Consider the following 12,789-nt stretch of genomic DNA (forward strand, 5'->3'; position numbering starts at 1 on the left):
AGGCCGCACCCCGGGCCCCGCGTTCTTGTCGTGACCGGCCGGTCTTCTGGCTTGCCGTCATCCTCCCCGGCCCCTGCCTTCCCGCGCTGGTATGCCCAGTGCAGTGGCGTCGAACCGGTTCGTCAGGCTCACAGCAGCGGGGGCTGCGCCGGACTGGCGGGGATGGTTATCCCGCACGTCACCGGCTTCCCGTTTCACCCCGCCATCGGTCGATGGCGGGACACCGTTCACTCGAGAGCGGATTCTACAGGCAAGGATGAGTGGTTGCCAGCGCCTTCGCGAAACGCCATGCGATCGGAAGACGCCGCAATACAAGGCTGGGCGCCTCGCTGCGCCGGCAGGAGTTCAGAACGCGTAGTTCACGGCCGTGGCGTAACGGCGCCCGTCCACATAGCCGTTCGAGCTGTTGGCGACTTCCTTGTCGGCCAGGTTGTAGATGCCGAACTTCAGCGCCAGGTTCCGCTTCAGGCGATGCACGATCCCCATGTCGACGAGCGTGTAGCTCTGCGACGTGGCCGCGCCCGTGGCCAGGTCGGTGCTGATGAATTTGCCGGTATAGGCGGCCTGCGCCCACAGGCTCGTACCGCGCGAATGGTCGTAGTTCAGGCCCAGGTTCGCGGCATGCTTGGGCTGGTCGCTCAGCGGGCTGCCCTTGCTGGCGCCCGTCAGCTGCTCGGAATCGGTCAGCGTGTAGTTGGCGCGCGCCGACAGGCTGTTCGTGAAGCGATAATCCAGCGCGATTTCCGCGCCGCGGATCCGCGCCTTGTCCACGTTGATCGTCTGCTTGTAGCCGTATTGATGGGCCGGATATTCCAGGCCGCCATGGAAGCACGGCACGTTCGGCCGGCACAGGAAGTCCGCCGAGCGCGTGATCTTGTCGTCGAAATCGGTGCGATACACCACGGCGCTGGCCTTCAGGCCCAGGTCGGTACGTTCGTAGTCCAGGCCGAATTCGTAGCTGACGCTCGTTTCTGGCTTCAGGTCCGGATTGCCGATGCTGACGCCACCACGCGACGTGGCGGAGAAGTCGGGCGCCGAGTTGCGCAGCGACGGGGCCTTGTATCCGGTGATGGCGCCGCCCTTGACGGTCAGCGCGTCGCTGGCGCGGTACACCAGGTAGGCCTTCGGGCTCCAGTGGCCGGCATACTGCTCGTTGTAGTCGTAGCGCACGCTCGTGGTCAGCGCCAGGCTGTCGCGCAGCCGCCATTCGTCTTCCGCGAACGCGGAAAGCTGGTAGCGCTCCATGCTGACGAAGGCATCGTTGGCGGCGTTGTGTACGTTCACGGCGCTGGTGGCGCCGTCCTCGAGCTGTTCGTTCTTGTAGGTGAAGCCGCCGGTCACCGTGTGCGCGTCGCTGGCCTGCCAGGTACCCTGGCTGTTCAAGGTCAGCGTATCGAAGTCGATGCCGCGCGCCACGCCGCTGGGCGCGCTGGTGCGGGTGGTCGGATTGCTGGCCGAGTCGTAGTTCAGGTAAGTGCTCGCGCTGAACTTGCCGTAGCGGCCATCGTGCGCCAGGAACAGATTGTCCTTCGTCGAGCCCTGGTAGCTCGCGGCCGCCGTGGCGGCCAGCGAGCGGCCCGGGTTGCGCCAGCGGTCGGTGTCGGTGCGGCTGCCGCCGGCTGTCAGCGTGTTGCGGCCATCGGCTTTCCACGTGACCTTGGCGCCGATGTTGCGCTGCTTGTAGTCGGCATCGCCCGTGGTGGTGTCGCCGAACTGCACGGCGCTGCCCTCGTTGGTGCCGCGGAAGCCGCCCGACAGCTGGATGCCCAGCACATCGTCGACGAGCGGACCGTTCAGGATGAAGCTCGTGTTGTAGGCCTCGCCGTTGACGTCGTTGCTGCCGTCGGGATGCACGTATTCGGCCGTGACGGCGCCCTTCCACGTGTTCGAAACCTTCTTCGTGATGATGTTGATCACGCCGCCCATCGCGTCGGAGCCGTACAGGCCGGATGCCGGGCCGCGAATGACTTCGACGCGCTCGATCATGTCGAGCGGCGGCATGAACGACAGCTGCTGGCCGCTGCCGCCGCCGTTGAACTCGAACGTGTCGCCGCCCTGCGCCGGCCGGCCATCGATGAGGAACAGCGTGTAGGCATTGCCCATGCCGCGGATCGAAATGGATTGCTCGGTACCGGTGCCCCGCACGGAGACGCCCGGAACGAACTTCAGCACGTCGGCCAGGTCGGTGTACGAACGCTTGGCGATCTCGCTGCCGGTGATGACGGTGATCGAGGCGGCGGCATCGCGGATGTTCTGCTCGTAGCCCGAGGCGGTAACGACGACGGTGGCCAGTTGCTGCTCGGTGGCCTGGTGCGCCAGGGTGCTCGCGCTGGCGAACAGCAGGGGAATGGCGACGGCGATGGGTGTGCGGGTGACGTGCTTGTTGGTTTTTTCTTGACGACGCATGGATCCAGACTTTTCAGATTGACGATGGGCAGCTTCTCGATGCTGCTCGACGGCAGCAAACGAGAATGATACTCATTTACTATCGGAAAAGTTTGTCAAAGTGTGGCAATGCCGCCGGGCCGCGATCTGTCCGGACGTAGCGAATGCCGCGGCACCTGCCCCGGCGGAACGGATGGGTCACGCCGCGCGCACAGGGGCGCCAAACGGGACAGGAATGCGGTTCGTTCAAGGAGCCGTCGTATTGCCGATCCGCGAAATATAGATGTTGAGTTGCGCGATCAGCTCGCGGGTGCGCTCACTCAGCACGCGGTAGGCGTCACGCGCTTCCTTGAGCAAACGGATGTCTTCGCGGGAGGTCGGAGGCGGCAGCGTTTCGAGTTGTGCGAGAAGGCGCGAGCGGGAGCTCAACGTTTCGTTCAGGGAGAGGAAGACCGGCTGGAGAACGAGATCGCTTTTCTCTTCGTTCAAGTCCTTCAGCAAGCCCAGCACGGTTTGCAGTACCACCTTGAAATTGTCGGCAGCCTTGCGCCAGAGCAGCTGCAACCGCGCGTCCTTGTGCTGGCCTGGCGGGCCTTCGACGTGACTGATGTAGCTCGTCAGTGAATCCAGCACGATCTTGTTCGAATCCGATGTCAGGCCCGCGACTTGCACGCTGAGGCGCTTCAACCTGTCGCGATCGCGCACGGCGGAGACAAAGCTGTAGGAGTCGACACCGGCTTCGGCGAGATCGCGCACGCCCTTGACGATTTTCGACAGCGCCTCGCCCGCCTCGCCCAGCGTCTTCACGAGCACCGCCAGCGTGAGGACCGGTGCGACGGGTTGGGCAATGGCGCATGCCGAAGCACAGGCCACTACGATGAAAGAACGGCGGCGCATGGAAGACTCCTTAGTCGACGCGTGCGGATACGCTTTCAAAGAACGGCAGCGCTTCCTCGGCGTTGCGCAGGCTCCATTTCGATACGAAGCGCCCGCCATTTCGTGGCTCCACGCGCAGGCCCGTGTCGACTTCCACCCATAGGCGAGTGCCGATCATGCAACCGACGAAATAGGCTTTGTCATCGGCCAGGCAAACGCTGATCGGAATGGCAGGCCGCCATGACCTGGACCAGTCTTCCGGAGACGGCGACAGATCCAGCACGGCATCGGCCTGGACCTGCAGGTCGTCGAAGGGGTAGATCTTGCCGAGATCGCCTATCTGCGGACCCTCGAGGATGAGTGCGGACAAAACGAACCCGTTAAACTGCGTAGCCACTGCATAACCCAGGTGCTCGGGGCCGTCGAACAGGAAGAGGTCGCCGCCCTGCAGCCTGTGAGTGGTGGTCTGGACGAACGGCAGTTTCAACTTCATGTGCTACCTCCACATGTCATGGGCCTGCGAGCGAACGAGGATAAACCGGTTGCAATGCGCGCTGTCGACGGCCGGAACGTATATCGGTGCTTCAGGCGGGCAGTACGCGATCGCTGCCGTATTCGACATATGGCAGCGGATGGCCAGTGGCCGTGAGACGCCACCGTGACGTAAAGAAGCGCCGCGTTGGCGAGTCGCTGCGCATGCCCGATTCCACATCGATCCACCAGAACTGGTCGTTCAGGTAGACAACGAAGTACGCCCTTCCCTGCCCCACGCAGACGTTGATCGGGATGTCGGTATCCAACCGCAATGACCACGAGCCCGAGCACCTCGGCAATTCGAGCGTCACGTCATCGGCGAGCTTGGGAGCGTCGAAATCGTAGACCCTGAAGCGCTCGCCAGCCTTGGGGCCATCGAGGATGAGCGCCGACAGGATATAAGGGCTCGGTTCAAAGGCCAGCGCGTAGCTCGGCCGTGCCGCCTCATCGTTCACATCATGGAAGATGAACAGGTCGCCGGGCTCGAGTCCCCCGCCCCCGGGCGGGACGAAAGGCAGATTCACCTTCATGGCATTTACCCTCCAGGGATATGCGGGACACATGGATCAGGCGGACCGCTACGTACAAGGATCGTATTCCTCCTTTTCGACGTTGGCAACAACTGTCGCCATGATCGTCACGACGACAGCAGCGCGATTGCCACACCGTGCGGCGGCCGCGTTCACTGTGGACGCGTTGGCGAAACGTCGGGTTGCCCGGGAGACGGCGCCTCAGGATTTCGCGGCCGCCAGCGCCTGTGCGATCCAGCCGTCGAACAGCTTCTGGTGGAACTTGATCCAGCCTTCGGTGTGCCGCGCGATATCGGCCTGCGTGTTTTCGCCACTGCGCATGCGCTCGTTCTGCGCATTGATGTCGGCGATCGGCAGGCGCATCACTTCGAACAGCTTGACGGCCGCCGGATTCTTTTCGGCCCAGGCACGGTTCACGACGATGCGCGTGGTGTTCACGGCAAATCCGTAGTCGCTGCCATCGGCCATGCGGGTATCGGCATGTTCCCGGTTCGACGAGAACGGCACCTGCAGCCACACCACGTCCTTGCCCGGCACCAGCACGCCGCTTACCCAATAAGGCGTCCACGTGTAGTACAGGATCGGCTCGCCGCGCTGGTGGCGGCCGATGGTATCGGCGATGAGTGCCGAATAGCTGCCCTGCACGTGCTTCACGGTCGCGCGCAGCTTGTAGCCGTCCATGTGGTGTTCGATCATCGCTTCGCAGCCCCAGCCCGGATTGCAGCCGGTGAGATCCGCCCTGCCGTCGCCATCCTGGTCGAACAGTTTCGCAATCGCCGGGTCGCGCAGCTGGTCGATGCTGGTGATGTGGTACTTGTCGGCCGTCGCCTTGTCGATCAGGTAGCCCTGCGCGGCCGGGCCGGCATACTGGCCCGTGCGCAGCAGCTTCGCGTCGCCGCCGGCGTTGTCGTAGTAGTCCTGGTGCAGCGGATCCCAGTGCACGGCGAGGAAGGTCGCGTCGCCATTGGCGATGGCGATATGCGCGGTCGGGTATTCGACTTCCTTGATCGGCTGCGGCTCGTAGCCCAGCCGTTCCAGGGCGCGGTCGACCAGCATGGTCTGGAAGGTTTCCTCGGCGATCGAGCTTTGCAGCGCCTGCACCTGGATGCCCTTGCCGGGCAGGCCGCCGTCCGGCGCCTGCGCCATGGCGAGGCTGGTGGTCAGGGTGAGCGCGGCCAGCGCCAGGGCCGACAGCCACTGGAACTTGCGCTGCGTTCTACGGGTCACTTCAAAATGTTCTAGTTGTTGCATACGAATCCTTTTCGATTGTGCGCTCAGTGCGCGGTGGCGGGCGTGGCCGGCGCGGCTGCTTCGCCGCGGGCCGGGCTGGAGCGCCCCGGGCCGCGGCCTGCCAGGCGCAGGATGCAGCCGACCGGGCCCGTCTGGTACCAGTGGCGCACGCCGCGGCGCGGCTGGCCCATGGCCTGCGTCAGGCGATCGAGCGCGATCGCCAGCAGCACGATGCCCAGGCCGCCCACGGTGGCCAGGCCCATGTCCAGGCGGCCGATGCCGCGCAATACCATCTGGCCCAGGCCGCCGACCGCGATCATCGAGGCGATCACCACCATCGACAGCGACAGCATCAGCGACTGGTTGATGCCCGCCATGATCGAGGGCATGGCCAGCGGGAACTGCACGCGCGTCAGCAGCTGCCACGGCGAGGCGCCATAGGCGCGTGCCGCTTCGATCAGGTCGGGGCGCACCTGCCGGATCCCGAGGTTGGTCAGCCGCACCAGCGGCGGCAGCGCGAAGATGATCGTCACGATCACGCCGGGCGCATTGCCGATACCAAACAGCATGACCACCGGCACCAGGTACACGAACGCGGGCGTGGTCTGCATGGCATCGAGCAGCGGGCGCAGGATGTTCTGCGCGCGGTCGCTGCTGGCCAGGAAGATCCCCAGCGGCAGGCCGATCGCCAGGCAGAACGCGAGCGATGTCAGCACGAGCGACAGCGTGATCATCGCATCCGGCCACACGCCCAGCATCGACACGACCAGCAGCGCCAGCACGGTGCCGGTGGCCAGCGCGCGGCTGGTGAATTGCCAGGCCAGCAAACCGATGATGGCGATCACCGCCAGCGACGGCGCCGCCAGCAGCACGTCACCCACGCCGGTCAGCGTGGCGTCGATCGGCGCTCGCACGGCCTGGAAGAACGGCCGGCAATGCTCGACGACCCAGCCCAGCCCCTGGTTGATCCAGGATTCCAGCGGCAGCGAGCCGTCGAAGAGTTGGGAAAGGTGCAGGCCGCCGGCATGTTCCGGCGTGGCGGCCGGCCCCGCGGCATCGAGCCACGACGTGTCGCCCGGCGGCGTCGGCAGCCACGGGTTGGTTTGCGCGGCCTGTTCTGCGGCCATTTCGGGCGGAATATTCTGGTTCATGGCAGTACTTGGATTCATGCTTGTGCTTTCTGTAACGGGAGTTCGGCACTGCGCGGCTCGGCAATGGGCGGCGTATCGCGGTCGAGGAACTTCAGCAAGGTGGTCTTGCTGATGGCGCCGCGGAAGCTGCCATCGTTGGCGACGACGGGCACCGCGTACGGCAGCTGCGCCACCTGGCCGACGAGGCCCGCAACGGGTTCGTCGGCATCGATGGGCTGCACGTCGGGCAGGTAGGCATGCGCCAGGCCCAGCGGGCCGGTATGGCCTTCGAGCGCGCCGCGCAGCGAATCGGCCGACACCACGCCAAGGAACTGGCGCCGGGGGTCGACGACATAGGCATAGGCCCTGTCCTGCTCTTCCAGCATCGACAGCGCCGCGCGCGCGCCGCGGGTGGGCGATTCCGACACCACGATCTGGCTCTTGCGGGCGATATCGCCGGCCTTGAAGACGGCCGCCGCATCCACGCCGCGCACGAAGTTGCGTACCCAGTCGTTGGCCGGCTTGCGCAGGATTTCTTCCGGCGTGCCCACCTGCACCACGTGTCCGTCCTTCATCAGGGCGATGCGGTCGCCGATGCGCATGGCTTCGTCGAGGTCATGCGAGATGAAGACGATGGTGCGGCGCTTGATCTGCTGGAGGCGCAGCAGCTCCGACTGCATTTCCGTGCGCATGATCGGGTCGAGCGCGGAAAATGCCTCGTCCATCAGCAGGATCGACGGGTCGCACGCCAGCGCGCGGGCCAGGCCCACGCGCTGCTGCATGCCGCCCGACAGCTGGTCGGGATAGCTGTCGGCATACCCCGCGAGGCCTACCTGCTCCAATGCCTGGTGCGCCAGCGCATGGCGCTCGGCCCTGGCCATGCCGGCCAGTTCCAGGCCGAATGCGGTGTTGTCGAGCACGGAAATCTGCGGCAGCAGCGCGAACGACTGGAACACCATGCTGATGTCCTTGCGACGCAGCGCGCGCAACTGCGCGTCCGGCAAGGTGTTGATGTCGCTGCCGTCCACCAGGATGCGGCCCTCGGTGGGCTCGATCAGGCGGTTGAGCATGCGCACCAGCGTCGACTTGCCCGAACCGGACAGCCCCATGATGACGAAGATCTCGCCTGCCTCGATGGTGAAGGTGGCGTCGAACACCCCGATCGTGCAGCCGGTGCGGGCAAGGATATCCTGCTTGCTTGCCCCCTGGCGTACCAGTGCCAGGGCGTTGTCGGGCTGGTCGCCGAATACCTTGAATATATGGTCGATGACGATTTGTTTTGCCACGTTGTAGTTCTCCTTCGAAGTTCGCCTTTGATTTCGCGAATGAACGACTCCCCGCGGCCATGGGCCGCGAACGGGAATCGGCAAACCCCGGGCCGGCGATGGTGCGACGGCGCCATTGAAAAATGGCGCACGCAAGCGATGGCTTGGGGTGCGACACGCGTGACTGCAGGCGCAAGTGCCTGGATGCCGGGTGTCAGGTGCGTGCCGAAGGAAGCTGGGGTTCAGGACTTTCAGCCACGCGGGCGCCACGCAATGGCATGGCACCGGTATCCGGCGAACGATGCGCCGGACAATAACGGATATGGGCGCAAGGCCCGATGGATGTTCCCCACGCGCGGCGAGGGAAACAGGGTGCTAAAGGTATTCCGACAAGTTCAGCATGGATCCAGCAGGAATGCTGCAGGTATGCAGCAGGAGCGCCGCAATGATGCTGAGTGATGCTGACTGAGTAGTTTGTTGTAAATATACGTCAATGATAACGCAACAGGACGTAAAAGTCCAGCGACTGTCGAGATAGAGTGTGCTAGTAAATATTTGCCGGCCCGGAAGCCGGCGGCCGGCAGCGGGTTATGCGGGGCGCGGCGCCGCGGCGGCGATGGGGAAGATCCGGTCGTACGCCAGGTTGAACAGGAAGCCGTACACCAGGTAGAAGATGACGATCGCGATGTCCATCAGCAGCGCCGCCCACAGGCCGATCCCCAGGTACCATGCAATCATCGGGATGAGCATGATGACCAGGCCCGCCTCGAACAGGAACGTGTGCAGCACGCGGTCCGTCATCGTCTTGTGGACCGTGCCCCGCAGGGCCCGCATGGCACGGTCGAACCCCATGTTGAACACGAAGTTCCAGACCGTGGCGATGGTTGCGGAGGCGATGCCAATGACGCCCATGTGCTCTATCGGCTTGTCGAACACCGCCGCCGATCCGGGAATGAAGATGGCCAGGGCCACGGCCTCGAACAGGAGCGCATGCCGAACGCGGTCGCCGAATGTACGCATAGGATCTTTCTCTTTGTTGACTGAACAAAGTATGATCGCATATCGATAAAATGTATGCATACAGGCAAATACGGGGCATCATGCTTCAAATATGAAACACCTGAATTGGGATGATCTGCGGCTGCTGCTGCTCGTCGTGCAGGAAGGCACGTTGCGCAGGGCCGGCAAGAAGTCGGGCGTGAGTCCGGCAACGCTGGCGCGCCGGCTCGACGACCTGGAGGAAGCGGTCGGCCAGAAACTCGTCGAGCGCTTCCAGGGCGGCTGCGTGCCGACGGCGTTCGGCGCCGACATGGTCGCCCTGGCCAGCCAGATGGGCGAGATCGCCCTGGAAGTCGAACGCGCGCGGGATCGCCAGGATGCCCATGCCGCGTCCGGCCTCGTGCGGATCAACACCGACGAGTGGCTGTCCTACTTCCTGACCACGCGCTTCGCGCGTTTCCATGACGCTTACCCCAACGTCGAAGTGGAGATCGTGACCTCGCACCGGCCCTACAGCCTGGCGCGGCGCGAGGCCGATATCGCGATCCGCCCCTTCCGCCCGGAACAGCTCGACCTCGTCACGCGCCGCCTGGGCACCCTGTCCTTCGGACTGTATTGCAGCCGGGATGTCGCGCAGCGTCATGCCACCGCTCTCGCCGATGGGGACTGGGCAGGCCTGCCGTTCGTGGGCTTCGACGAGCCCAGGGCGGAGTTCCAGTCCGACCGGTGGCTGCGGGCGCTGCCCGGTGCGCCGGCGCCCTGGATGCGCTGCAGCTACGGCCTGGGCATCCTCGATGGCGTTTCGCATGGCGCCGGCCTGGGCGTGCTGGCGACCTTCCTTGCCGGCGACCAGCCGGACCTCGTTGCCGCGATCCCCCACATTCCCGGGCTGGACCAGGAAATCTGGCTGTCGATGCACGGCTCCCTGCGCACGAGCGCACGCATCAGGGCCGTGGTCGACTTCATGGGACAGGTGTTCGCCGAATACCGCGAAACAGGCCGCTGACGCGGCCGCGCGGGCCGGTTCGACCAGCCCCGCGCAGCAGGCCCCGGCGCTTCAGGGTGACATTGCATCCTCGACCCGCCGGCCGGCGGGCGCGGACATCAACTGGCCAGCGGAGCGATCCGCGGGGCCCGGAAAAGCGCGGTCGCCGTCGCCAGCGCCTGTGCCGACGTAGCCTTGCCAGGTTCGCATTCCCAGGCCACGTTCGCATCGGCAGAGGCTCGGAACCCCAGCACGTTGGCCGGGCACCTCGCGATGCCGGCGAGATGGTCGATATCGCGCTTCGAGCCGCAGGCCAGCAGGATGACATCCGGCCTGGCCACCTCGTTCAGCCGGCGAACCATGCCGCTCGTGAAGTCGAGGCCGGCGCCCATGACATCCACGATGACATCGCAGTCTTTCAGGTGATGCAGGTTGACTGTGCCTGCCAGCAGCGCCACCCGCCTGTCGCGCTGCATGGCCGTGAGTTCGCCGGCCACGAAGGCATCGTGGTAACCCGACCGCATGGCCGCTGTCGCCTCGTCGAGCGTTGCGCGAGCGGGGTCGAAGACGGTGACCGGGATATCGGCATCCAGCAGGCGCGTGGCGATAGCCATGCCGGCGCTGGTGGCGCCCACGATGCCGACCCGGGCGATGCGGTGCACGGCATCGTGCGCTGCGGCGCCGGCGGCATCTTCCCGGCCGCGCTCCCGCCAGTCGTGGCGGTGTGCGCCATGGGGGCGCAGGTCATTGCCCATTGCCGGCTTTGCGCCTGCCTGCCTGGGATGGGACGGGATATCGATTTGATGGTGAGACATGTGAAACTCCTCGGATGAACGGAAACCTGTGCGTTGGCGATCGCATTCCTATGGCGAAGCGCAAACCGTTGCGTTCATCTTAAGCTTCCCGCAGCCGGAACTCTTATATCTTATGAATGAGCATGCAAATAAATTATCTTATTAAATCAATTACTTGCAGATGTATTTTCATATAGCGGAATCAAATCCTGTGGATCGGAAAACTGCGGATGCGATAGCGGGCACGGCGTTCCATAATGTGGAACACCCTTCGATGGCATGAAAAACCGCCGCAGTTGCCCGCCCTGCGAAGCACTCGCCTCCACGCCTGAAAGGACAGGAAACCGTCTCCGGCTTCGGCCGAACCGAGGTCCGCACCCGAATGGGTGCCGACCCGCCTGTCTCAGGCTGCCGCGACCGCGGCGGAAGATCCGGTCTCGCGCAGCACCCGTATCGTGAAGCCGTCGCGGCCCCGTTTCTTGGCATCGTAGAGTGCCTGGTCGGCGGCCTTGAGCAGTTGTTCGGCAGTGCCGACGCCAGTGCTGTGCACGACACCGATCGTCGTGGTGACGGCCAGCGCCAGATCGCCGCAGTGGAATGGCTGCCGGATCGCCGCGAGCAGCTTGGCGATCATCGGCTCGAGAAGCGCGACGTCGTCCACGAGCTCGAAAATGATGACGAATTCGTCGCCGGAGAGGCGCGCGGTGGTATCGACCTGCCGCACCGTCGCGCGCAGCCGCCGCGCGAATTCGTGCAGCACCTGGTCGCCGACGGGATGGCCGTGCGTATCGTTGATCTGCTTGAAATGGTCGACATCGAAAAACGCCAGGCCGATGCCGCGCCCGACGCGGCGCGCCCTTTCCAGTGCAGCCGGCAGTTCCGCTTCGAACATGCGCCGGTTGTTCAGGCCCGTCAGCGTGTCCGTCCGGGTCAGCAGGGCCAATGCATCCTTTGCTTCCTGGCGCTGCCGCGACAGGTGGAAGAACGCGCGGCCCAGGCTGCCGATCTCGTCGGGGCGGGGCGTGTCGAGCACGTCGATCTCCGCCGTTCCGGCGGCCACCAGCTCGACACGGTGCTGCAGGCGCTGCAGCGGCCGCAGCCATAACGTCGTCAGCCACCAGCCGAACAGCGCCACCAGTACCGTGATGACAACGAGGAAGATGCCGATTGCCCGTTCGCCTTGTCGCAGCGGCGCGAATACCTCGTCGACCGGATAGACCATGCCGAGCGTCCAGCCGGCCGTGCCCAGGTGGGTCGCAGCGATCAACGCGCGCTGCCCGGATTTCGTATGGCTGTCCGACCACCCCTGGAAGCCATCCAGCGCGCGGCGGCACGCTTCCGAAATCCCGCCCGGCTCGGTCCACACGTTGTTCAGGATACGCGTCCGGTCAGGGTGATAGAGGATCGTGCCCTTTTTGTCGAGCAGGACGAAATACGCGGACGGCCCGAGCCGCGGCGTTTCGAATTGTTGCTTGAATCGCGGATCCATCAGGCTGAGCCGCCCGCCGAGCATGAAGGCCACCTTGCCATCCCTGCCGAGCACCGGTTCGGCCAGCAAGACGACGGGCTTGCCCGACAAAGCACTGCGATAGGCCGCGGAGACATCGCCCTTGCGTGAGGCAAGCACATTTTTCAGCAGGACGCTCCTGCTTGCCGTCCGGTCGCCGATGGCGCGTGGATCCGCCAGGTTCGCAACGACCTGCCCCGCCGCATCGATGACGACGACGTTGTCGAATGCCTCGCGCAGCACGGCATGGGGCTCGATCAGCCGTTGCATGTCGCGGGCTTCGCCATGGCCCGAGGCCTGCATCCCTTCGGCGACGGCGCGCAACAATGCGCGCTTGCCGCTGATGTCACGGTCGAGTGCCGTGGCGGTACCCGCCAGCACCGCCAACTGGTGCTGGCCGACCATGCCCCGTATCTCTCTCCATACGGGGTACATCACGGTACCGGCGGCCAGGGCGGCCGCCACGACCGCCAGCACGCTGACGAGCAAGGCGATACGGCCCTTCAGCGATGCCGGGAACAGCGAGACCACGATACGGGCAGGCCAGCGCACGA

General features: G+C 65.0%; 11 protein-coding genes and 1 riboswitch. Of the genes, 1 reads left to right on the forward strand and 10 read right to left on the reverse strand.

Annotated features, from left to right (window positions below):
- Positions 1 to 19: 19 nt before the first annotated feature.
- Positions 20 to 243: riboswitch (cobalamin riboswitch) on the reverse strand.
- Between the two features lie 102 nt (positions 244 to 345).
- From ACY65G_RS19975 to ACY65G_RS20010, 8 genes are all read right to left on the reverse strand, one after another.
- Positions 346 to 2,406 carry a TonB-dependent receptor domain-containing protein gene (locus tag ACY65G_RS19975; protein ID WP_464999044.1) on the reverse strand — a complete coding sequence of 687 codons (2,061 nt, stop codon included), beginning with the start codon at positions 2,404 to 2,406 and terminating at the stop codon, positions 346 to 348.
- Between the two features lie 225 nt (positions 2,407 to 2,631).
- Positions 2,632 to 3,282, reverse strand: a complete 651-nt coding sequence (locus ACY65G_RS19980) for a nuclear transport factor 2 family protein (RefSeq protein WP_464999045.1) — start codon at positions 3,280 to 3,282, stop codon at positions 2,632 to 2,634.
- 10 nt (positions 3,283 to 3,292) lie between these two features.
- Positions 3,293 to 3,754: a hypothetical protein gene (locus ACY65G_RS19985; protein ID WP_464999046.1), complete on the reverse strand. Its 462-nt coding sequence runs from the start codon at positions 3,752 to 3,754 to the stop codon at positions 3,293 to 3,295.
- 91 nt (positions 3,755 to 3,845) lie between these two features.
- Positions 3,846 to 4,325: a hypothetical protein gene (locus ACY65G_RS19990; protein WP_464999047.1), complete on the reverse strand. Its 480-nt coding sequence runs from the start codon at positions 4,323 to 4,325 to the stop codon at positions 3,846 to 3,848.
- Positions 4,326 to 4,526: 201 nt separating this feature from the next.
- A complete protein-coding gene (gene proX, locus ACY65G_RS19995) occupies positions 4,527 to 5,576 on the reverse strand; it encodes a glycine betaine/L-proline ABC transporter substrate-binding protein ProX (protein ID WP_464999048.1) in 1,050 nt (349 codons plus the stop codon).
- 23 nt (positions 5,577 to 5,599) lie between these two features.
- Positions 5,600 to 6,706 (reverse strand): glycine betaine/L-proline ABC transporter permease ProW, encoded by a 1,107-nt coding sequence (gene proW, locus ACY65G_RS20000; RefSeq protein WP_464999049.1) that lies wholly within the window; start codon positions 6,704 to 6,706, stop codon positions 5,600 to 5,602.
- Positions 6,707 to 6,720: 14 nt separating this feature from the next.
- Entirely contained in the window at positions 6,721 to 7,971 is a 1,251-nt protein-coding gene (gene proV, locus ACY65G_RS20005; protein WP_464999050.1) for a glycine betaine/L-proline ABC transporter ATP-binding protein ProV, read from the reverse strand.
- A 567-nt stretch (positions 7,972 to 8,538) separates the two neighbouring features.
- Positions 8,539 to 8,970 carry a PACE efflux transporter gene (locus tag ACY65G_RS20010; RefSeq protein ID WP_464999051.1) on the reverse strand — a complete coding sequence of 144 codons (432 nt, stop codon included), beginning with the start codon at positions 8,968 to 8,970 and terminating at the stop codon, positions 8,539 to 8,541.
- 91 nt (positions 8,971 to 9,061) lie between these two features.
- Here ACY65G_RS20010 and ACY65G_RS20015 point away from each other — a divergent pair, with 91 nt between their 5' ends.
- A complete protein-coding gene (locus ACY65G_RS20015; protein WP_464999052.1) occupies positions 9,062 to 9,955 on the forward strand; it encodes a LysR family transcriptional regulator in 894 nt (297 codons plus the stop codon).
- Positions 9,956 to 10,053: 98 nt separating this feature from the next.
- Here ACY65G_RS20015 and ACY65G_RS20020 read toward each other — a convergent pair whose 3' ends face one another.
- Together ACY65G_RS20020 and ACY65G_RS20025 are read right to left on the reverse strand one after the other, a co-directional pair.
- Complete coding sequence (locus ACY65G_RS20020; protein WP_464999053.1) at positions 10,054 to 10,749, reverse strand: 3-hydroxyacyl-CoA dehydrogenase NAD-binding domain-containing protein; 696 nt, start codon at positions 10,747 to 10,749, stop codon at positions 10,054 to 10,056.
- A 382-nt stretch (positions 10,750 to 11,131) separates the two neighbouring features.
- Complete coding sequence (locus tag ACY65G_RS20025) at positions 11,132 to 12,787, reverse strand: diguanylate cyclase domain-containing protein (RefSeq protein ID WP_464999054.1); 1,656 nt, start codon at positions 12,785 to 12,787, stop codon at positions 11,132 to 11,134.
- Positions 12,788 to 12,789: the final 2 nt, after the last annotated feature.

The organism is Pseudoduganella sp. jia 12, assembly GCF_055502675.1.

Coding starts and splice junctions, on each gene's coding strand:
- ACY65G_RS19975 (WP_464999044.1), bottom strand. CDS start 2,406: ATGCGTCGTCAAGAAAAAACCAACAAGCACGTCACCCGCACACCCATC.
- ACY65G_RS19980 (WP_464999045.1), bottom strand. CDS start 3,282: ATGCGCCGCCGTTCTTTCATCGTAGTGGCCTGTGCTTCGGCATGCGCC.
- ACY65G_RS19985 (WP_464999046.1), bottom strand. CDS start 3,754: ATGAAGTTGAAACTGCCGTTCGTCCAGACCACCACTCACAGGCTGCAG.
- ACY65G_RS19990 (WP_464999047.1), bottom strand. CDS start 4,325: ATGAAGGTGAATCTGCCTTTCGTCCCGCCCGGGGGCGGGGGACTCGAG.
- proX (WP_464999048.1), bottom strand. CDS start 5,576: ATGCAACAACTAGAACATTTTGAAGTGACCCGTAGAACGCAGCGCAAG.
- proW (WP_464999049.1), bottom strand. CDS start 6,706: ATGAACCAGAATATTCCGCCCGAAATGGCCGCAGAACAGGCCGCGCAA.
- ACY65G_RS20010 (WP_464999051.1), bottom strand. CDS start 8,970: ATGCGTACATTCGGCGACCGCGTTCGGCATGCGCTCCTGTTCGAGGCC.
- ACY65G_RS20015 (WP_464999052.1), top strand. CDS start 9,062: ATGAAACACCTGAATTGGGATGATCTGCGGCTGCTGCTGCTCGTCGTG.
- ACY65G_RS20020 (WP_464999053.1), bottom strand. CDS start 10,749: ATGTCTCACCATCAAATCGATATCCCGTCCCATCCCAGGCAGGCAGGC.